Raw genomic sequence first — 21713 nt, 5'->3', positions numbered from 1 at the left:
CAGTAAGTTTAAAGTTGAATGCGTTCATTTTGTAATGCAAAATTACCGCCTTGGAATCAGCTGAAATTGTAAGAAAACGAAACGGGCATAGCGGCTGACTGGAGATGGAATGCTTTGATTTGGACCTTTTAGCGAAAGAAGTCAACTTTTGAAAAGTTCACTTCTTTAAAACAGCTTCAACTTCCTAACTTTACCTAACAAAAATTTCCAACCAACGGATGTTATCACGCGGAACACATTTTGAGCCTGATGCGCCGCTGAATGAAAGCATCAGGCACTTTTACTGCATTCAAACGCCCAGCGATTCCGCAGCAAAAATCCAGCACCTGGCGCCCGGCCTTGAAATGATGCTGATCTTTAATTTTGGAAAACCCGTACGGATATCCTTTTCTGACGAAATGTTTGGAAAAGAGCAAGTTGGGCGTGTTGCAGCTATCGGGCCGTTGCGCAGGATGATGAACTACGAAGTGCTTCCAGGCACGGATCTGATCGTGACGGTTTTTAACCCAAACGGTTTTTATCGTTTATTTCAGCTACCAATGGATCAATTCGAAGACAAACTGATAGATCCGGACAAAGTACTGGGCATAAGCGGTTTTTCTTTGCTTTGGGAAAACCTGAAAAACCTGCCATCACTCCATGAGCGAATTCAACTCTTGAAAGATTATGCGTCCGTCTTTATCACAGAATCCGACCATGCTGCCACTCCGCTGACGGAGGGAATTCATTATTTCCATAATCCGTTAACACAACCCGTCCGGGCTATCGCTTACGACTCAGACCTGTCGGAACGGACCATTCAGTTGCGGTTTAAAAAATACCTAGGATATTCCCCCAAAGAACTCCTCCGATTCATCCGGTTCAAACGGGTCATCAATCACATTCAGTCCCAGGAGAATGAAAGAATTGACTGGCACTCACTTCTGGAGCAATTTGGCTACCACGATCAGAGCCATCTGATAAAAGATTTTCGGCTTTATCTGGGCACTTCACCGCAGAAGTTTATCAGAGACATAGCAGGCAAACAATTCTGCGTTGTGAAACCTGGTGAAAGTGAGATGCAATAAAAAACTCAGACTACAATGACGGTCTGAGTTCCAATAGCTAACAGATTTATATTTTTTTAGTCAAAAACCAGTTCTCTTTTTTGACTTAGTGCGAAATTATCAGACCGGAAACCTGGTATCAGGTTGTTCAGACATAAGGCACTTTTCGAATCCAGGGTGCTGTGAGTTTCATTGTTTAATATGGCGAAGGTCGCAGGATCTGCACCAGGAAGTGGTTTACCTTTCCAGTACACGTGCTTATGGTCGTGTGAATAGTATGAATTATAAACATCAAATCCGGCAGGACTCGCACCTTTTATGACCCGAGCTACCATGCCATCCACCTGAAATACCTGATGGGCATCACTTGAATAGCCATGGCGCAATGGCTTGAATGTAGCAGGGTCGGCACCTTGCAATCGGGTACTGTTAACCAACACCCCCTTGTGATCACGATAGTAGGCAAACCCATCTATCGCAGCAATAAACTGAAAATCCTCCGGCTCATCGGAAATAATCCAGCCACCTCGGTACACATGATTCCGGTCCTTTTGAACAAGGTCGTCGATAAAAACGAAATGATCCGGATCCTTCGAAAGCACAGAACTGTGGAAATAAATAAATCGGTCATCTTTTGAATAATAGCTCCTGAGCCGTTCAAAAGATCTTACATCAGCGCCTTTGATCCCCTTTCCGTTGTAATACACACCATTCTTGTCCCGGCCGTAGGCCGACTCGGGAAAGGTTTTGTTTAACTTTTCAAAGGATTTTGCATCTGCACCAATAACCTCATATACGGGTCCGCCAGCAAAGCCTCCATTGTAATAAACCTTGTTGCTGGTGATATGATAACCTGGAGATGATGTTACACCCGGCCTGCTCCTGGCGTAGGAGGTGCAAAAAGTGCTTAGGATCGTTAAGAATTTCATGACGGGGATTCCATGACGTGAGTTCATTTAACCCAGATTACGCAATAGGAATGATGACGAAATATTATTTTGCAAAATAGGAATGAAGTTCGCAGTGAAGGCAGGCCGGGGCCTGTCAAACAAGAACTGAAATACCTATGCAGCAAAATAATATTGCAGCCCATGATCTAATGCGTAATCTGGGTTTAACAGGAGGCTAATCGCCCACTGTCATTCAGGTACAAGTTTACAGGATTTTGACAGGACCCGGCCGGTTGGTTTATTTTACGTAAAGAGCCAGTTATTTAAAGGTGAAGGAAGCTTAATTGCACAGACTGGGGGAGTGTAATTTAAACTCTGTCTGGCCATCTAAGTTTATTCAAATTTAATTTTTCTTTTCGATTTCAAATGCTTTTTTGCTTGTTATTGGATTTGTCAAGGGCGGCTGAGGCACGAGGCCGTTTATATACCCTTGATAAATTCAATAACGGGCTATTTTTGCGTTTTATATTGGGAAGCAAAATTAAAGGTCCATTCGCATTCTGTCGCCAAATTTGATATGCAGTTGTTGAGCTGTCAGTGCCCAATTTTGCAAAGGCGACGTCCATTTTCGGCTAATATTCTCGACCGCCAGGTAGATCAATTTGAGTAATGCCATATCATTAGGAAAAGCTCCTTTTGTTTTGGTGATTTTTCTGACTTGCCGATGAAAACCCTCGACGGCATTTGTCGTGTAAATAAGCCTCCTAATCTGCTCATCATAAGCAAAATAAGTTGACAGTTTGTGCCAATTATTCTGCCAGGATTTGATTACGACAGGGTACTTGGAGCCCCACTTATCGTTAAGTTTATCAAGCTCCAATTCCGCTTTATCTTTTGTAGGAGCTTGATAAACCGTTTTTAAGTCCTGCATGAAAACTTTTTGATCCTTGGAAGCTACATATTTCAACGAATTTCTGATCTGATGAATGATGCAACTCTGTATCTCTGATTCCGGAAAAGACGCTAATATTGCCTCAGAAAAGCCGGTCAGATTGTCCGTACAAGCTATCAAAATATCTTTTACGCCCCTGGATTTCAAATCAGTAAGAACCGAAAGCCAAAAATTAGCTCCCTCACTTTCAGACACATACATGCCAATCAGATCTTTATAGCCATCTCGATTTACTCCTAGAACATTATATACAGCTCGTGTTACCACCCGCCCCCCGTCTCGAACCTTATAATGCATAGCATCGAGCCATACAATGGTATAAAGGCTTTCCAAAGGCCTACTCTGCCATTCTTTGACCTGAGGAATCACGCGTTCAGTGATCTCTGATAGCGTGGCATGAGATATCTCAACATCATACATCTGCTGGATGTGGTCGGATATATCCCGAAAACTCATTCCCTTACTATATAATCCAATAATTTGAGGAGCCAGATTGTCAGCCAGGACCGTTTCGCGTTTCTTGACGATTTGCGGCGAAAAGCTGCTTTTTCGATCCTCTGGCGTAGTCAGAATGATTTCGCCAGACATGGTTTTTAAGCGTTTGCTACCTTTACCATTGCGTTTGTTACCTGATTCGCGTTCTTGCTCACTGAGGTGAGTGTTCATCTCTGATTCAAGAGCACTTTCCAAAAATTGTTGAAGTAAGGGCGCGAAAACGCCATCTTTACCAGTTAACGATTGTCCTTTCATTAACTGTTCGAGCGCCTTGTCGCGCATCTGTTCGAATTCTGTCTTTTCCATGTTCTGTCTTAAAGTTAAAACTTTTAGACAGAGTTCATTTTACAGTCTCCAGACTGGAAGAGGGCGCAAGTTATTATTCTTACCCTGAACCCATTTATAACTCCATGCCAATCTGTGTAACAAAAATCTCTATTTGTTTTACTCTCTGCTTCCCGTGAACTTCTCCCCACACCTTTCGCGCATACCTGGATGCAAAATTGTTATTTACACAATAATTATTACTATTTTTAGACTATACGTTCATAAGCAATCCTGATCCTTGCAAACGCTCCCGTTGGTCATATTGAATTTTTTCCGCGGGTCATTGTTAGCATGCGCTCATGTATAAACGGCTCAGATCACACTTTTATAAAATACATTTGCCAACATGGAAGCCTTAGACAATTTAGCCCCCTTGCTCCGGACATTCTGGTTCATTGCCATTCCTTCGAGCCTTATTTTTATTATTCAAACCATCTCAACTTTCACAGGTTCTGACGCATACGACGGCTTAGAGGCCGATTTTGACAGCAACCTGGATGGGACGGACGAACCGTTTCAGCTTTTTTCATTTCGAAACCTCATCAACTTCTTACTGGGTTTCAGCTGGGGTGGTATCTCGTTTTATAAAAGTGTTTCCAATCCGATCCTTCTGATCGTTCTGAGCCTGGTGATTGGGATTTTCTTTGTCGGTATCTTCTTTATGATCATTCAACAGATCAGGAAACTGGCGGAGGACAATTCTTTCAATCTGGCAAACACGATTGATAAAACGGCAGAGGTGTACCTGACCATTCCTGCAGCAAAAAAAGGAACCGGAAAGATCATGATCAGTGTCGGCGGTTCAGTCCATGTACTCGACGCAATCACGGAATACGAACGGATCGAAACGGGCGCCGTGGTAAAAGTAACCCAGGTGGGAAACAACAATTTCCTGACTGTAGAAAAAGTCTGATAACCGAAAGCCCACAGCTCAAAAACGCATTTAACCAAACCTCACACATATGTCCCCAATCATTATTATTGTTGTACTTGCCGTTGTTGTATTTGTAAGTATTACGGCGCTCGTTTCTCGCTACAAGCGTTGCCCCTCCGACAAGATCCTTGTGATCTATGGTAAAACAGGAGGAACTTCTGCCAAATGTATCCACGGTGGCGGTGCGTTCGTCTGGCCGGTCATTCAGGATTTTGCCTACCTGGATCTAAAACCCCTTTCCATTGAAGCGAATTTAACCAATGCGTTGAGCCGCCAGAACATCCGTGTGGATGTGCCTTGCCGGTTCACGATTGCGATTTCCACCGAAGCGGATAGCATGAATACGGCCGCCGAAAGGCTGCTTGGGCTTAGTTTTGAGCAAATTCAGGAATTAGCCAAGGACATACTCTTCGGACAGCTTCGTCTGGTAATCGCTACGATGACGATCGAAGAGATCAATTCGGACCGGGATAAGTTTTTGGAGAACATTTCAAAAAACGTAGACAGTGAATTAAGAAAAATTGGCCTAAAACTGATTAACGTTAATGTCACCGACATCCGGGATGAGTCGGGGTATATTGAAGCGCTTGGCAAGGAAGCGGCGGCGAAGGCGATCAACGAAGCGAAGATCAGTGTGGCCGAACAGGAGAAAATAGGAGAAACGGGTAAGGCGTTGGCCGACCGTGAGAAGGATACCCAAATCGCCGAAACGCATCGGGATCGGGATGTTAAGATTGCCATTACACAAAAAGATCGGGAAATCAGCATTGCATCGGCCACCAAAGATGAAGCGATCGGACGGGCAGAAGCGCAGCGCGATACCCGGGTAAAAACGTCGGAAGCCAACGCAATAGCCATTCAGGGTGAAAACGAGGCCAAAATCGCCATTGCCCAGTCGGAAGCGCTAAGGCGTGAAAAGGAAGCGGAAGCGCTTCGTACAGCCCTGGCATCCGAAAAGGTACAACAGGCACGAGCATTGGAAGAATCTTACGTAGCGGAGCAAAAGGCAGAATTGGCCCGCTCCGAAAGGGAACGTTCTACACAGATTGCCAATATTGTGATCCCGGCCGAAATTGCCAAACAACGCGCCATCATCGAGGCCCAGGCCGAAGCGGAGAGAATTCGTGAACAGGCAAAAGGTGAGGCGGATGCGATTTTTGCAAAAATGGAAGCAGAGGCAAAAGGTTTGTACGAAATACTCACCAAACAGGCCGAAGGTTATAAAGAAGTAGTGGCTGCTGCTGGTGGAGATCCCACGAAAGCATTCCAGTTATTGCTGATTGAAAAACTACCTGAACTGGTTAAAACGCAGGTGGATGCCGTTAAAAACATCAAGATCGATAAAATCACGGTCTGGGATTCAGGAAACGGAGAAAATGGCAACGGGTCGACAGCCAATTTTGTGTCGGGCATGATGAAAACGGTGCCGCCATTAAATGATCTGTTCAACATGGCAGGGCTCAACTTGCCGACGTATTTGAAAGGAACGGAGAATCCCGAGGAATCAGAAGTAAAAAAGGAGTAAGATTAAAAGGCCTCACGCAAAGCAGAATAAGATAAACGCAAAGAGCGCAGAGGTAAGTTATATTGAGGTTACAAATAGCAGACGCCGCCGCGGATTCACAGAGAAAACAATAAACTCAGTGAACCTCTTTATTGTCTCTGTGCGCCTCTGTGTAATAAAACCTTCGCGTTCTCTGCGTTTTAACTTCCCTGCTTTGCGTGAACCTTTTTGTTGCTCAAAATCCCTCAACCTGGCCTCAGTATATTCTTGATCAGCTTGTCACTGGTTTTCCCCAGTTGTGTCATCCCCTGCTGCAACAGCTCCCCGGTGCGCTCAAATTCGTTGATGGGACTATGCGGATAATCGGAATACAAATCGGGGTAGATCAACAGATAATTGTACTTCCCGAAATACTTGGCCAGATGCCTTGGCACGTCCGTGAGTCCAACATGATAGCTGGCATTACCGGGCCGGGCCGATATCACAATGAACAAATCCTCCGTATTGATCTCCCGCGACAGGATCAGGAAGTCATTCCAGCTGTCAAAAACGGAGTACTGTGCCTCAGGACCTTTGTTTTCCAAAAACCATTGTTTGATAGCCAGAAGCGTAGCATGAGAGCTGTGAAAATGAACGTCACAATTCAGTTGTCGCGAAATGGTAATCACCCTTTCCAGCAAAATCTCAAAGGATGGTTCCCTTTCAAGCTTGTCGGAACACACTATCGTGATATTACGTATGGTATTGAGCGGTTGTCGGCCGTGAATGAGATAGATGATCTGAGGACATTTATCGAGCAACTTTTGGGATTTGATACCCGTTGCGGACATGCCATCGTACTCACTCGTATCCTGGCCAATGATCACCTCGTGGATGCGTTTCTCTTCCAGCGTATGCTGGATCCCCGACACAAAATTCACGTCGTACCGGATCAGCGGGGTCAGGATCACATCCGTTGCCGCCGCCGTTACCACCATTTTATCCTGATAACCTTTAAGCCTTCTTTCTTCCGCTTCCCGGTCATCGGTTTCCGAACTGATGACGGACAAAGCAAAAATATTCTGTTCCAGTTTTTTCGGCTGCATCAGGATCGCCAGCTGGATCATCGGATCAATCGTATTCTCCTTGGAGGCCGCAATCAGAATATTCCGGGTGTCGTGCTCCTGCTTCTCGCTTTTGCCCTCGTCCTGTTCCTGTGCCAGCTTGGAGGACGCCTGCGCGGTAGCTACCGAGGCGATCGAGCAGGTGATCAGTATCATGATCAGACAGCCATTCAGTACATCCTCATTGAGCAGACGAATGGGTTCGCCCAGTTCATTTTGCCCGAGAATGATGTTGTAACCCACCAGCACCGTCGCTAGTGTGGCTGCCGCCCTTGCCGAACTCAGTCCGAACATCAGCGTACGTTCATTCCCGTTCATCCCGAAGGTTTTCTGGCCGATCCAGGCTGCAATCCATTTGGACGCAACGGCGGCCAGCGTCATTACACCAGCCACTTTCAGCGCTTCGGTAGATTTGAACAGCACTTTAAGATCCACCAGCATACCCACGCCAATCAGAAAAAACGGGATGAAAAGTGCATTTCCCACAAAGTCGATCCGGTTCATCAGCGGTGAGTGGTGCGGAATAAGCCTGTTTAAAGCCAGTCCGGCAATAAACGCCCCGATGATAGCCTCAATTCCGGCAAGTTCGGCAAGGAACGCCCCGAAGAAAACCATGGCCAGCACAAATATGTATTGGGAAATGCTATCGTCGAAACGTTTGAAAAACCAGATAGCAATGAGGGGAAACACAAACCAGACGATGAGCGCAAACAGCACCACGGATACGCCAAGCTGTATCCAGAACGCCTGATTGATCTCGCCCTGTGTCATCCGGGCAATGACAGCGAGTATAAGCAGGGATAATATATCGGTGACGATCGTGCCCCCCACAGCGATGGTCGCCGCCTTGGTTTTATGCACGTTATATCGGGCTGCAACCGGATAGGCAATCAGCGTATGCGAAGCTAACATGCTGGCAAACAGCACACTGGAAATCCAGGAAAATTCAAGCACATACCGGGCAGCAGCCCCCGCCACCAGCATAGGAACCGCAAATGTGAACAACCCATAGATAAAACTGTTGGTACTGTTCTTTTTGAACTCCTTCAGGTCAATTTCCAGAGCCGCCAGAAACATGATATAAATGAGACCCACAGTACCGAAAAGCACGATACTGCTGTCCCTGCGAAGCAGGTTGAGCCCATGCTCGCCGATGACCACCCCGGCGAGGATCAGTCCGATCACGTAAGGAACCCGTATTTTATTCAGCAGAAGGGGGACAAACAGGATGATAAAAAGTACCAGCGAAAATATCAGTACCGGATTGCTGAGTGGAAGCTGAAACATTCCTTCCGCGTTGAGTAGCAAAGCCATAAAATTTAGTTTTTGGTCAGGGTATTGATAGAGGCATTGGGATCAAGCAGCACCATGGAACGTTTGTCGCCGTCGTAAAAAGCGCTTTTCAGAATGATTTTCCCGTTGTCCGACAGCTCCTTAAGCTGTGGGCTTTGTCTCAAAATTTCAATCAGTGCGAGGTTCGCCTGATTTTGCGCAATGTGATTCACATAGTCCTTGTTGACCGACGACCGGTCTGCGAATTCCTGTGTAGTTTTCATTGCTTTTGCGAGTTCGCTGGTAATGGTCGCAAAGCTGCCCGTCTGCACATTGTCGCAAGCCGCTCCGATGATCCGGCTGTTGCTGTTCGCAAGCACCAGAATCACCTGCGTACCGCTGTACTGAACGGCATATTCCATCACAGCGATTTGTTTGGGATTCAACAGACAGGCCGGGCTGGAAAGCTGAATGAACATCGACCGCCGCATATCGAAGATGCGGTCGGGGGACTGGGGCAGGTCAATGTCGGTCAGCAACAGGAAGGGTTTAATCCTGGCCAGACTGTCCGGGATTTTCTCCGCCGAAGGATAAATGATGGCCGAATCCTGGGCGTACCTCAAATGTCCCCGCAGGAGCGCACTCAAAACATTTTTCGGAGCACGCTGGTACACCGAATCCAGCACATCCGCAAAGCTCAGTATCGCCCTCGCCCGGGAGACAGAATCCAGCCGAAGCGAATCCGCAGCCGTAAGAGACAACGTATCGGGTGAGGCTTTGCCGTCCTTGTTTCCTTCTGATTTACAGGACACAACGGCTGTGAAGCACAAACAAGAGAATACTAAGAAGTATGGATTTAATCTTGAAAACATCATGGCAAGTTTAGTACGACAGCGTATTTAAGATCTGGAAAGAAGCTTAATATAGGTAATTTTTCGGTAAATCTAAGACATTCTTAATACGGGGTGGTACTTTATTAAGCCAGAATACCTGGAAAAGGAACCGCTATGAGGCCACATTTTTACCCAGCAACGCTGCCAGGTCAGGATGGGATTGAGAGGCCAGAAACTCCGTAACCTTAAACTCGGCCAGTTTGAATTTGTAAAACGGATCCTCGGCAATGATCCTGTTTACCTCCTGCTCCGACTCCGCCAAACACAAAATCACCCCACCCGTCCGCGGCACCTTCCGCCCCGAAGCCAGAAACAGGTTTTCCTCGTAATATTTTTTCAGGTACTGCACATGATCAAACATATGTTTGTCAAGTTCTTCCAGCGGAGCAACGTAATTGAGGTCGATGATGAACATGGGTTGGGGATTTGTTGGTTGGAGATTGGTGGTAAAGACTTACATTACGGTAAAATTTGTGCCAGGGCGGTTTGGAAATAGGACCCACGGGGCTTCGATCTGCAAAGGATTATCCCATGCAAAAAAGATAAGCACCTTGTTAATTTGGTAAATGGGGCTATGGAGTGGCGAATTTTATCTCAATTGCTGAACACCAAGTTTTGATATCCTCTAATAAGTCATCATTCAGTTTATCAGGGAGATAGTCAATAATTCTAAATCTATCAAAAACTAGTCCTGCTTCATTAGCTCTTGGATACCAAATTTCTCTGGGGAAATATTGAGCACAAAAAAACATTCGAATTGGTGTAACAACCGGTTGCCTTGAAAACCAAGTTTTGCAGAAAGATTCAGTACTTAGTTCAGACAATCGATCTTGCCATGAAGTGCCGGTTTTGCATTGAGCAAATGCAATCATCTGAGACGGCAGTTTGTCAGAAAATCCCTTCCAGACAATAAGGTCAACGTTGTCATCCTGAGGCTTATAACCTTCGTTTTGATGAATTTCGCCTCCTTCTTTCATTCTTTTTGTGATTTCCAAAAGTTTGGCACGGAATCCTCCAATGTGAGATTTGCTTGTACCTAAAATATCAACTTCGGCATTATTGCCGAAGAAGTTCAGTGCCACTTCTGCCGATAAGCGCTCAAAAAGTTGGGTTCCATCCAATCCAGATTGTATTTTCTCGTCTTTCATATTTAGTCTGGTGCATAGAAGCAAAAATTTATAAATCCAGACGTGAAGAGAGTCGGCTAGCAAAAATTTTATGGAATAGTCAGAATCAGATGTCTCAAACGGATATTTAAATCCGGTGGTGCTTTTTCTATTGTTTATCTCTGCTGAGATTTCATCCGCCTTGTTAATGAATTTATCGGTATCATCTTCAATACCATCAACAAGAGTTTCATCTGATATAAGCAGTGGTGTTTTAACAAGACTTAGGATTGATAGATTAGTTTTCCTCAGTACAGAGTACTCGGCGTAATCAGCCCAGTCCTGAGCGGAATTTCTTAGGGAAGGGAGACTGTTTGGGAGTTTAAACATTGTTACTCTTCGCTAAAAAGTCTTTTTTTTGCAGAACCATTATCTTGCAATGATTTCCATTTCTTTTCCATTGTATCATAAAGCTCGTCAGCCATTTGAGCAACGGTTGCTGCTAATTTTAACATTGCAACATCCTTGCCGTCGAAGCCTTCGGTTTGAAATGATTGAGCCTTCTGTAGAGCTCGCTTTGCTTCTAGCATGCTTTGCTCAAATGTTTCATTTTTAGGTTGACTAAGCTCATAAGCCTGAATAAGGGACACACCGTCTCTCAGAGCATAAATTGCTTCTTTATTTCTAATAACAGCATCCAACCTCCGCAAGTCTGGATTTTGCGAAAGGATAACAGCGTCAACTTCTTTTTTTCTACTGCCGAACAACCAGGTCAATAACTCTTCCAGGTGATCCCATTTCTCTTCTGGAACAGGATTCTTAGTGTCTTCGGAAATATCTTTGATGCCCAGATAATCTTTGAACCCCTCATAAGTTAAGCCGGTGTATAAGTGTGAGAAATACAGCCGGTTTGCACTTATATCCGTTCTACTAAATTTCCCCAGTTGTTCCGCTTGTTCAATAACTTGTAAGCCTTGATAGAGTTTTTGCACGGTTTTGTGCGTATCACCTATCTGAGAGGCAATTTCCTCCAAAGGAATATCATACTCGTTTTTGATTTGGGATATATACTGTGCTTTTGCATAGCTACCCCATTTAGCTGGACCATTAATGTGCTTGAATCCGATAAACTTCCAAGCGTCTCTCCTTTCTTCAACAAGGATTACTGGAAGAGACTTAAGGCTATCTTTAATTTCAGGAGAGACAGAAAGCTGGTTTTTGTTTATACCTATATAGTCTGCAATTTCTCTGTTAAGAATGCATTTTACCGCAGCCAGACGTCTATTTCCTTCGATAACAATCAGTCTTCCATCTTCTTCGACTGCAAGCAAAGGCTCATGCTCAAAAAAACCACTCGCACGTATGGATAAAACGATCTCTTCCACGCCCATTACATTCCAAAGAATTTGAATAATCTCTTGTTCAGTTGTTCTATTAGAAATTCCAAACTCGGCAATTCTCGGATTTTGATAATCGAAGGATAAATCTTCGGTAGCTATTTGTTCGATTTTCTGTTTCATAATTACCTTATCAGAGTAAAACTAACTCACTACTTCGACTATTAACTTTAATGCTCTTGCTGGTTCTAAGGTTTTTTGAAAAGACGAGCAACTCACTTCCAAATTTTTTGCTTTGCAAGGTATAGTTCAAATCAAACGATGACATCCTGAAATTTTTATACATTTCTTTGATTTCTATGGTATTGTCATATGAAATCAGCCACTTTATATCTGTTAAATTGCTGACCGCATGAGAAAGGCGCAGATGATCAGCATGATTATAGTTATTCAAATACAAGAACTTGCCCTTTTTGTAGTAAGGTGGATCGAGATAAAGAAAAATCTCTTCGGTAGTGGTATGATGTGTTTTTATGTTTTGAATGATTTCAACAGCATCAAGATTTGTAAGTTTTATTTTGTCACGATACGAAGCAATTTTTTGAATTCTTCGGATTAGATCATGCTTGTTGAAACGAACATCAATTTTGTAGCTTCCAGTCTGATCAATTCCACCGATAGGTCCCGCTTTGAAAATTATTCCCGATCTGTTAGTTCTATTCAGGAAAAAAGTTGCAAATCCAAGATCAATGATATTCGCTGATTTTCCCTGTTTGTAGATTACTTGCTGTCTGTGCCACTCATCAATCGAAACCTCGGTTTCGATTATGCGACTAGCGAAATCCTCCGAATGGTTCAAAATGGAGTACCACAGAGAATACACATGATAATCAAAATCGTTAATATGTATACTCCTGAAGATGCCGTTAAAGAGCATATTTAGTGCGGCCCCGGCTCCTCCTGCATATAATTCTACGTAAACGCCACCGTGCACGCCATTTAAAACAGCTAGTTCTGTGATGAAGTTGGTTAAGCAGGCTTTACCGCCAGGATATCTTAAAGGGCTGTGGTTTCTGAGATTAGCCAAGGTAATGATACTAGAGCATAAATGTAGTAAACATAACACAAAATTTTGCTATTGTCAATGCTTTCTGATTTGCGAAGACTAATTCCGCTTTAAGGATTAAACCTCTTCTCCAAAAATTTGAGCAAACTCGTTATGTATAAACATGATAGGCGAACTTAAACGTTTGGCGCCTTTTTAGCAAGGATATTACTCCGGAACTTTCCTAAGTTCGTCACTTAACACGGTAAATAAAGGATGAAGATGGCTCCACGCTCTTTTATTGTGAGAGGAATCTATTATAGTATGAATGTTGTGAACTGCTAAGTCCAGCTCATTTTTAATATTATCAATTTGCTGTCCAAAATTTCTCAGCATGCCAGGATCATTAATCAGACGGGGCAACTCATGATTTTTTAAAAAGTCGAGCATTGTTTTAAGACTTAAAGAAGAGTATGTGGGATCTTTGTCAAATCTTAAAATTCTCATGAACAACTCTTTATCTAAATCCCTATCGAATTTATAAGCTTTACTCAATGCCGCGATAAGCTGGTCAACCTTATCGGATCCACTTTTTTTCTTTTCCTCAGTGTTTTTAGTATTTATAACTAAGAGAAGAGATTTTTGAGAGATATAATACGATAGTACTTGCTCCAAATATGTTCTGAGAAGTATCGCAAATGAATACTTTTTGTCGAATGGCAACTGTTTTAACTCAAAAAACAAATCATTCAGTTTGTCATTGTCAAATTCAATATTTACTTCTTTTGATATTGTGAAATTGTAATTATTGTTTTTAACCTGATTTTGTTTTCTTCTGGTGGTAGTTTTATTTTTTTGTTCCTCTAAACTATTTTTTGTTTTCAATCCTCTACTAATTGTAGTTGGTGTTTCTCCTTTTACTGTAAGATCGAAGCCTGAATTTTTCCTTAAATCATCTAAGTAAAGCTTTTTCTGGTCGTCCTTGTTGAAATCTCTTGAAAATCTTTCTGAGTCTAAAAGTCTTTTAAAAACTACAAGCAATCTTTTTTCAAATTCATCTTTTTGAAGTTTTATAATAAGCTCACCATCATCATCATTAAAGTCTATACCAAGGAGTATTCTAGCGTCTTCATAAGTATAAAATCTTTCTAAATTGGTAAAGTCGAAATCTGAAATTTCAAGTAAAATACCGGCTTCTTTTTCTAACATATTTTGTCCCTCAATAAACAAGTTATATGTCTTTAAAGGCTTGATAATACGTGACTTGGATACATTTAATACTTCGCAAATGTTTTCTATTGACAAACCATGGTCATAATACATTTCTGCAACAAATGCGTATTGATTTCCGGTTTTCCACCGTTCAAGGGATGTTCCGTTATGTCTACTGTATATTATTGGATTAGCTAGTAACCTATTAGGAGATATCCAACAATTTAGTTTTTTATCAACAGGGAAGTTGTTTGCCTTGATAGTTTTAAGCAAAATGTTCGCCTTGACTTTTGGTAAATATTTCGTAGGATCTTGTAATATTTTTAGAGCAGCCGTGCGTCTATTCCCTTCAAGGACTATCTTTTTTTCATCTTCTATACATATTATCGGCGCTTCACCAACAAAATAACCTTCCTCCGAGATTTTTTTTGCTAGCTCGTAGACCTTTTCTTTCTCAATCAAAAACTTAATAATCTGAGTTTGATTTAATGTAGCTCCCCTGTATTTCAGTCTTGGATTGTTCAAATCTAGATTTAACGTGTTCAAACTGTATTCGTAGGACTCCCAGGTAGAATAATCTATATACATGCCATTTATGGAGGTTTGTAAATTTCGTCGGTAATATAGAATGTTTTTGTAAAATATCAAGTCAAAGTTAATTCTTTAAAAGATAGTTCGCAAAAAATAGCCTCATCAATCAACACGTTGCCCGTACTCCTTCTACCACCAGTTTTTCTGAGAACGCACTTTTTCAAATCCTGAAATATCCCTCTCAGCCACCTAACCCCCTGCCCCTGCAAAATCCTTAACAAATCCTCACTCAAATAATAAACCTCCTTTCCCAGCCTTCGCGGGTCAGTATTTTCGCGGCGACGAGTTCGTCCATATATTTTGTAAGGGTGGTAATGTCTACCGCATCCGACCATTACCATTTTCTGGACATAAAAGTCGAACATGTTCAAATTTTACAAAAAAATGGACACGTTAAAGATATATGTCCATTTTGTGAACATAAAGGTTCATCCTGCCCAGATATTGTAAAAATGAACACATTGATTTAATGGGCCAGCTGACAGAGCAAACCTTCCTTCATTCTCCTGATTATGAGCCGCACACGTTCTTATTCTCCGCAAATTTGCCGAGATTATCATATTTATTCTCCACACAAGGATATTTTTCGCCCAATCCCCTTTCACTACAAGACGCCATAATCACATACAAGGCATCTCCAATCAATCCAAATCCAATGAAAACCACCATTGCAGCAATCTTTCTCGCTCTATTCCTAACCACCTCAACACTCCTCCAGGCCCAAAACAAAACCAACCTCTCCATTGTCTTCATTGGCAACAGCATCACGCAGGGTAAGGGCGGCGACAAGGGGTTCCCTCCTCCGACGCATGCAGTCAATTACCTCAAAACGAAAAAGAAAGCAGGTGATGTGGTGTTTGTAAATGTGGGCAAAAGCGGCTCTACCACGCTGGACTGGCTGCCCGGGTCGCGTCAGACTGTTGGCGGGAAGTTATTTGTGCTGGCAACGAAAGCTGCCGATAGCCTGTATCAATTGAAAGACCATCAACTGGTATTTTCTATAAAGCTGGGCACGAACGACAGCGCCATTGAAGGGCCAAACGGCTCGCCGGTTTCGAAGGAACAGTACAAGCAAAATATGCAAACCATCATTTCGGAATTGCTGGCCAAATATCCGGGCAGCAAGGTGGTGCTACATCACCCGATCTGGTATAGTGAGAATACCTACAACCGTTCCAAATACCTGAAAGAAGGCCTGGAAAGGATGAAGAGCTACGTTCCGGAAATTGACGGGTTAATCACGGAATACAAGACTTCGCAACCGGGACGGGTTTTTAAAGGTGATACGAAAGCATTTAAACATTTCCAAAAAAATGCGGTGGAGTTGTTCAAGCCCGAGAACGGACAAGCCGGTACGTTTTATCTGCATCCCAATGAAGCGGGTGTGCAGGTGTTGGGAACGTATTGGGGTAAGGCGATCGGGAAGGCTGTGCTTTAGGGCATGGGGCGGTGGGCATGGGGCTTGGGGAAAGGGGCATGGGGAAAGGGCTTGGAACAATTCTTTTCGTTATCATTGTAATATTTAAATCCAACTCAATTTATGAAAATCCTGCTTACGGGTGCTACCGGATACATTGGTAAAAGGCTGCTGCCTGTGCTGCTTGAACAGGGGCATGAGGTAGTGTGCTGTGTGAGGGATAAAAATCGGTTCCCCACGTCCGGTGTGTATGGTCAGCCGGGGGTGTCGGTTTTCGAGGCGGATTTTCTTAAAGAGGTTCCGATGGCAGGGGCGGTGCAGGATATAGACGCGGCCTATTATCTGATCCATTCCATGAGTTCGGATACGGGGGATTTCAAACAAATGGAAGAGATTTCGGCCGCTCATTTCGTCGGATTTGTAAGGCAAACCCAGGCGAAACAGATCATTTACCTGAGCGGGATTACCAACGACAAGGCCCTGTCCAAACACCTGGCCTCTCGAAAACAAGTAGAGGAGGTACTCGGAAAAAGTCACATTCCGCTTACGGTCATCAAGGCGGGAATTATTGTGGGATCGGGAAGCGCTTCGTTTGAAATCATCCGCGATCTGGTGGAAAAGCTGCCCGTCATGATCACCCCCAAATGGCTCAATACCAGAAGCCAGCCGATTGCCATCCGCAACATCCTCGAATATCTTTCGGGGGTTTTGATGAAGCAAGAAACATTCGACAAATCGTACGATGTGGGCGGACCGGAGGTGCTTACTTACAAAGAAATGCTCCTGCAATTTGCCGAAATACGAGGGTTGAAACGGTACATTCTGACGGTACCCGTGATGACGCCAAAGCTGTCGTCCTACTGGCTTTATTTTGTAACCTCAACATCGTTCAAACTGGCCTCCAACCTGGTGCACAGCATGAAGGTAGAAGTGGTTCCGGAAAACAATGATCTTGAAAAACTGCTGGGCATTATGCCTATTTCATACAAAGAAGCGGTGTCACTGGCGTTTCAAAAAATCGAACAGAACAATGTGGTTTCCAGCTGGAAAGATTCCTTTGTGTCCAGCTACGCCAACAGTTACATGGTGGAGCATATCCGCATTCCAAAAGATGGGTGCTTTACAGATAAACGGCTGAAAGAAATAACGGTGAGCGTGGATCAGGTTTTGGAAAATATCTGGTCTATTGGCGGAACGCGTGGCTGGTATTATGGCGACTGGCTATGGCAGATACGTGGCTTCATGGATAAGCTGGTGGGCGGGGTGGGTCTGCGCCGTGGACGTACCAACATACATTCCATTTACACCGGTGATACGCTGGATTTCTGGCGTGTACTCGCAGCCGACAAACCAAACAGGCGTTTGCTTTTGTATGCAGAAATGAAGTTACCCGGCGAAGCCTGGCTGGAATTCAGGATCGTGGAAAAGGAAGGGAAACCGTATCTTCAGCAAACGGCAACATTTCGACCCAAAGGACTGCTGGGCAGGCTATACTGGTACTCGGTTTTGCCATTTCATTTTTTTGTTTTCGATGGCATGGCCACCAATGTGATGCGTTACAAAGCGGACCAGGTACTTCCGGCGGAGTTGGCCAAAAAGCAGCTGTGACCTTAATGATGGACACAATTAGTCAATATCTTACGCCTTAAAACAATGAAACTGCTCCTCATTCTACTCTTTTCTATGATCGCCGATCAACCCAGACAAGTTCTGCTTTTTTACACCAACAATGGAAAAACGGCCTATAACCTGCAAATGGCGGAGCTACAAAAACACAAGCCGGGTGTAGCAGAAAGAGATATCGAGATCAGGTCCTTTCTGTACACATCTGAAACAGCTTCCGAGTGGCAAAAGAATAAAATAAATCCGGACTCTTCCTTCACCTTTATTCTTATTGGCAGAGACAGGGGTGAGAAATACCGCTCGGTCCTCCCTGTTTCTGCTTCGACACTTTTCGGCCTGATCGACGCCATGCCGATGCGCCGTAGTGAGATGAAAAAGGAATGAGCCTTTTGTTTTTCTCAAACTTTTTTATCCCAAATTCGAATAACTAAAATTTTAGTTTTAAACTTGCATGGATAAAATTGAACCCCGTCATTGCGCATGTTTACAATTGGCAGAATTTCCTTCCTATTTTTTCTACTGACCGCTGTACTGGCGAATGCACAAAAGAAGGAATTCAGGGGCAGAGTGGTGGATGAACAGACTGGAAAACCACTCGAATTTGTCACCATATTTATCACGAATACCACCGCCGGAGCGATTACCGATGAGAAAGGCGCTTTTGTGATTTCCTTAAGCCCGGGCAAATACGAGGTGGCGGTAACGATGGTGGGATACGGCCCCCTAATTTACCCCCTGGAAATCCCTGCTGCACGTAGCACACCAATCAATCCGGTGCTCTTCAAACTGATCCCGACCGCAGAAACGCTCAATGTAGTGTCGGTCAAGGCAAAACGGGATCCTGACTGGTACCATAATCTGGAAATATTTAAAGATAATTTTCTTGGGAAAAGTGAGGTCGCTCAAAATTGCAAACTGCTTAACCCGGAGACCCTCATCATTGTGTATGACGAAAAATCAAATAAACTGACAGTGACGGCAAACGATCTGCTGATGATCGATAATCCCAGGCTAGGCTACATGATAACCTACCTGCTGGTCGAATTTGTATATGATTTTAACGAAAAATATGTGTCATTTCTCGGCTATCCCGGATTCGAATTAAAAACGGGTGGCAAGTCAAAAATAAAACAATGGAACAAAAACCGTAGAATAGCGTACAACGGTTCGGTCATGCATTTTGTGCGGACTCTCAGGCAGAAAAAACTGGAAGAGGAAGGTTTTAACCTGAGGAGACTGATCAGAAAACCCAATCCCAACCGGCCGACCGAAGAACAGCTGGCGGAGGCAAGAAAACAACTACAAATGAGAGGCGGAACGAAGGATTTCGATGAAAACGATCCGCTCAATATTATTTTATCGAAGGCCAGTTTACCTAAAATCATAGAATCCGTAGATAGCGCCCGGGTACCCTATTCCGATTACCTGCAAATGACCGGGGAGGAAATCAGCATGAGCTTCGAAGGATATTTCCTGATCGTGTACACCGGGGAGAAGGAGGAACCGGGCTATTTGTCAGGCAATATGCTCAGGCAACGGAAGCCCGCTTTTCAAACCTCCGTGATCTTTTTGCGCGATGATCAGGTATTTCTGGATCCATCGGGAAGCATTTCCGAACCGCTTGGTTTGCTATTAGAAGGGTACTGGGGCTGGGAAAAGGTCGGAGACATGCTGCCACTGGACTACTTCCCGGACGAAAACTAGTGGCTTATTGCCATACCCTACCCTTCCGTAGCCTGTTCATCATACATTTTCAGCAGCTTTTTGGATGCCCGGTTTTTCCAGGCCTGCACGAGTAGTTGCGTGAGCGTGGGCTGATCTATCAATCCCAGATTAATCAACATGTATTTGGCGTTCAGGTAATGATCGGTGATAAAAAAGGTTTCCGGCTCGGCTCCCATCCATTTATCCCTTTCTTCTGTGTTAATGGCCAGCGTCTCCCCATCTTCTTTCAATCTGGCAAATAATTTACCACCAGCATAAAAAGCCGGCGTGTCGAAACACAACTTTTCCGTCACGCCCGGAAGTGTATGCGCTACGTTTCTAATGAAATGGAGATAAGGCGAGAAATAGATACTCAAAACGTCGGATGATTAAATGGGCGTTCTAAAATCGGATCTGCAAAATCGGCCTCTAGGTCCTGCTCAGTGCGATCCTGATATGCGCCAAATGGTGCCTTAAATGCCAGGATGACATAGCAAGAGCCTGTCCCTGGTTGAACCAGATTTTCCTTAGCGGATGAAAATAAGTCAAAGCAAGCTGAGCCTCCGTAAGCCCTCGCGCAAGACTTACATAGCGCTGGGTGACACCTTCCAAACCTTGCAGCGAACCGGCTATGGGATCCGTAACCGAGTCGGGCAACACGGCCCAGCCATCCATATTGATCAGTGTGGTATCCCCCCGGTCAGGCTCGGTAAGTGCCTTTTTCATTCTCAAATAATGCAAAAACTGTATATCCGCCACATGATGAACAAGCTGCCGGACATTCCAGCTTCCATCCCGGTATGTTTTGTCAAGTTGAACATCTGTCAATTTTTCCGTAAGCAACCGGTAAGAAGCAGCCTCCGTCTCAATTTCTCCGATCCATTGCGCAAGATCTGTACTACTGAAAGTTTCTGGTAAAACGAAAGGCCCGATCGGGTATCTGGAATCACTCATGTTATTATACTTCGGTACAACTACTGGTCTTTGTTACTCATTAATCTCATCAATCCGGTCCTTAAGCACGTCTACCTTCATCTTCTTCGCGATGATGATCTCTGTCCGTTGCGCGTTCTCATGCACGGAGTTCGGAAACTTCGACTTTTCGAGCTTGTTCAATACCTCCTCCTCCACTTCCAGCATGGTTTCCAGCACTACTTTTTTTTCTTCCGGCGCTCCGGTCTCTTCGGCGCCCTTCTTGTTATTTGTACTCATGGGTAAAAAATAAGTGAAAATCCTGCTTTCAGATGGTTGGCATGCTTAAAATGAAAAGCTAAATCATCAAATTTTGCAAAGATCCAAAATGTTTGCAAAACGCTGTAAAACTCACTAAAACAAATATACAACAAAAGCAGATGGTGCGATAACGGGAGATAAAAAAGTTGAAACGGAACCAATATGATATAACCGGCTGTTACCCAACGCAACCCTTCGGAGAGAAATCTCCTGAACGCAAACAACTTAAACGCATGTTTACGCGTTTTCCCCAAGTGACTTCTGCGGTCCTCTTATGAATATATTCGCAACAAAATAAATGTAAATGAAAAAGGCTCAGGCGGTTTTATTAATTATAGCGTTAAGCGTTTCATTAGGGTTCAACCGGATCAACCCGTTTGTAACAAGCACACCGGATACGATAAGAGTCGACAAAAAATTTGCACAGCCAAAGGAAGAGTGGATATCACTCTACGATTCGCTGGGCTTGGCCCGTCAAGGACTGTCGCAAACTGCTTTTAAATATGCATGGTATGGCTTTCAAAAAATGAAATTACAGAATCCCGTCATGGCCATTGCCGATTTCAGTCAGTCTTCCTGCAAAAAACGACTATATGTCATTGATGTACTTCGAAAAAAATTACTCCTGAATACATACGTTGCACATGGTAGAAATTCAGGGCAGGAGTACGCAAAAAGTTTCTCGAATAAGGAGTCGTCTTTTCAATCCAGTCTGGGATTTTATAGGACACTAGGCACCTATCAGGGTAAACATGGCCTGTCTCTCAAACTGGAAGGTGTGGAGAAAGGCATCAATGACCGGGCCATGCAAAGGGCCATTGTGATGCACGGAGCGGACTATGTGAGCGAAGATTTCATCAAGAACACGGGCAGACTGGGCAGGAGCCTGGGGTGTCCGGCTGTATCCATTGCCGACTCCAAAAAGCTGATTAATATGCTGTACAATGGAGCCGGCCTCTTTATTTATTCAATGGATCAGAAGTATTTCAAACAATCGGGGCTCATTGCTGAAATCATTTAGAATACGAG

General features: G+C 43.9%; 20 protein-coding genes. 8 read left to right on the top strand and 12 right to left on the bottom strand.

Annotated elements, in window-relative coordinates:
• Window positions 1-218: 218 nt before the first annotated feature.
• Window positions 219-1067: a helix-turn-helix domain-containing protein gene (locus tag DYADSP32_RS24040; protein WP_149240380.1), complete on the top strand. Its 849-nt coding sequence runs from the start codon at window positions 219-221 to the stop codon at window positions 1065-1067.
• A 56-nt stretch (window positions 1068-1123) separates the two neighbouring features.
• On the opposite strand, the gene DYADSP32_RS24035 is transcribed toward DYADSP32_RS24040, so the two are convergent.
• Window positions 1124-2002: a DKNYY domain-containing protein gene (locus DYADSP32_RS24035; protein WP_149240381.1), complete on the bottom strand. Its 879-nt coding sequence runs from the start codon at window positions 2000-2002 to the stop codon at window positions 1124-1126.
• Between the two features lie 475 nt (window positions 2003-2477).
• Window positions 2478-3689, bottom strand: coding sequence for an IS256 family transposase (locus DYADSP32_RS24030; protein WP_149240312.1), 1212 nt, complete (start codon window positions 3687-3689; stop codon window positions 2478-2480).
• Window positions 3690-4056: 367 nt separating this feature from the next.
• Between DYADSP32_RS24030 and DYADSP32_RS24025 the strand changes: the two genes are divergently transcribed.
• Both DYADSP32_RS24025 and DYADSP32_RS24020 read left to right on the top strand, forming a co-directional pair.
• Window positions 4057-4623 carry a serine protease gene (locus DYADSP32_RS24025; protein WP_149240382.1) on the top strand — a complete coding sequence of 189 codons (567 nt, stop codon included), beginning with the start codon at window positions 4057-4059 and terminating at the stop codon, window positions 4621-4623.
• A 49-nt stretch (window positions 4624-4672) separates the two neighbouring features.
• Window positions 4673-6169: a flotillin family protein gene (locus tag DYADSP32_RS24020; RefSeq protein WP_149240383.1), complete on the top strand. Its 1497-nt coding sequence runs from the start codon at window positions 4673-4675 to the stop codon at window positions 6167-6169.
• A gap of 224 nt (window positions 6170-6393) precedes the next feature.
• On the opposite strand, the gene DYADSP32_RS24015 is transcribed toward DYADSP32_RS24020, so the two are convergent.
• The 7 genes from DYADSP32_RS24015 to DYADSP32_RS23985 form a co-directional block, all read right to left on the bottom strand.
• On the bottom strand, window positions 6394-8565 hold the full coding sequence (locus DYADSP32_RS24015) for a cation:proton antiporter (protein WP_414618010.1): 2172 nt from the start codon (window positions 8563-8565) through the stop codon (window positions 6394-6396).
• A gap of 5 nt (window positions 8566-8570) precedes the next feature.
• Complete coding sequence (locus DYADSP32_RS24010) at window positions 8571-9398, bottom strand: carbonic anhydrase (protein ID WP_149240384.1); 828 nt, start codon at window positions 9396-9398, stop codon at window positions 8571-8573.
• A 130-nt stretch (window positions 9399-9528) separates the two neighbouring features.
• On the bottom strand, window positions 9529-9831 hold the full coding sequence (locus tag DYADSP32_RS24005; protein ID WP_149240385.1) for a YciI family protein: 303 nt from the start codon (window positions 9829-9831) through the stop codon (window positions 9529-9531).
• A gap of 157 nt (window positions 9832-9988) precedes the next feature.
• Window positions 9989-10912 carry a hypothetical protein gene (locus DYADSP32_RS24000; RefSeq protein ID WP_149240386.1) on the bottom strand — a complete coding sequence of 308 codons (924 nt, stop codon included), beginning with the start codon at window positions 10910-10912 and terminating at the stop codon, window positions 9989-9991.
• A gap of 2 nt (window positions 10913-10914) precedes the next feature.
• Window positions 10915-12042, bottom strand: coding sequence for a ParB N-terminal domain-containing protein (locus DYADSP32_RS23995; RefSeq protein ID WP_149240387.1), 1128 nt, complete (start codon window positions 12040-12042; stop codon window positions 10915-10917).
• A 10-nt stretch (window positions 12043-12052) separates the two neighbouring features.
• Entirely contained in the window at window positions 12053-12985 is a 933-nt protein-coding gene (locus DYADSP32_RS23990) for a DNA adenine methylase (RefSeq protein WP_149240388.1), read from the bottom strand.
• Between the two features lie 147 nt (window positions 12986-13132).
• A complete protein-coding gene (locus tag DYADSP32_RS23985) occupies window positions 13133-14641 on the bottom strand; it encodes a hypothetical protein (protein WP_414618009.1) in 1509 nt (502 codons plus the stop codon).
• A gap of 721 nt (window positions 14642-15362) precedes the next feature.
• Between DYADSP32_RS23985 and DYADSP32_RS23980 the strand changes: the two genes are divergently transcribed.
• The 4 genes from DYADSP32_RS23980 to DYADSP32_RS23965 all read left to right on the top strand — a co-directional run bounded on the left by DYADSP32_RS23980 (window position 15363) and on the right by DYADSP32_RS23965 (window position 19451).
• Window positions 15363-16145: a GDSL-type esterase/lipase family protein gene (locus DYADSP32_RS23980; protein WP_149240390.1), complete on the top strand. Its 783-nt coding sequence runs from the start codon at window positions 15363-15365 to the stop codon at window positions 16143-16145.
• 102 nt (window positions 16146-16247) lie between these two features.
• A complete protein-coding gene (locus DYADSP32_RS23975) occupies window positions 16248-17732 on the top strand; it encodes an SDR family oxidoreductase (protein ID WP_149240391.1) in 1485 nt (494 codons plus the stop codon).
• Window positions 17733-17777: 45 nt separating this feature from the next.
• Entirely contained in the window at window positions 17778-18131 is a 354-nt protein-coding gene (locus DYADSP32_RS23970; RefSeq protein WP_149240392.1) for a DUF4174 domain-containing protein, read from the top strand.
• Between the two features lie 96 nt (window positions 18132-18227).
• A complete protein-coding gene (locus DYADSP32_RS23965; RefSeq protein ID WP_149240393.1) occupies window positions 18228-19451 on the top strand; it encodes a carboxypeptidase-like regulatory domain-containing protein in 1224 nt (407 codons plus the stop codon).
• Window positions 19452-19468: 17 nt separating this feature from the next.
• Here DYADSP32_RS23965 and DYADSP32_RS23960 read toward each other — a convergent pair whose 3' ends face one another.
• From DYADSP32_RS23960 to DYADSP32_RS23950, 3 genes are read right to left on the bottom strand one after another with little or no spacing between them, the layout of a single operon-like run.
• The gene (locus tag DYADSP32_RS23960) at window positions 19469-19828 is read right to left on the bottom strand and encodes an MmcQ/YjbR family DNA-binding protein (protein WP_149240394.1); all 360 of its coding nucleotides are present in this window, start codon (window positions 19826-19828) and stop codon (window positions 19469-19471) included.
• A 52-nt stretch (window positions 19829-19880) separates the two neighbouring features.
• Window positions 19881-20405 carry a YfiT family bacillithiol transferase gene (locus DYADSP32_RS23955; protein WP_149240395.1) on the bottom strand — a complete coding sequence of 175 codons (525 nt, stop codon included), beginning with the start codon at window positions 20403-20405 and terminating at the stop codon, window positions 19881-19883.
• Window positions 20406-20438: 33 nt separating this feature from the next.
• Complete coding sequence (locus DYADSP32_RS23950; RefSeq protein WP_149240396.1) at window positions 20439-20663, bottom strand: hypothetical protein; 225 nt, start codon at window positions 20661-20663, stop codon at window positions 20439-20441.
• 325 nt (window positions 20664-20988) lie between these two features.
• Between DYADSP32_RS23950 and DYADSP32_RS23945 the strand changes: the two genes are divergently transcribed.
• Complete coding sequence (locus DYADSP32_RS23945) at window positions 20989-21705, top strand: murein L,D-transpeptidase catalytic domain family protein (RefSeq protein WP_149240397.1); 717 nt, start codon at window positions 20989-20991, stop codon at window positions 21703-21705.
• The last annotated feature ends 8 nt before the right edge of the window (window positions 21706-21713 follow it).

This window comes from Dyadobacter sp. 32 (genome assembly GCF_902506755.1).
Lineage (GTDB): Bacteria > Bacteroidota > Bacteroidia > Cytophagales > Spirosomataceae > Dyadobacter.
This window is presented reverse-complemented; position numbering and strand designations above follow the sequence as displayed.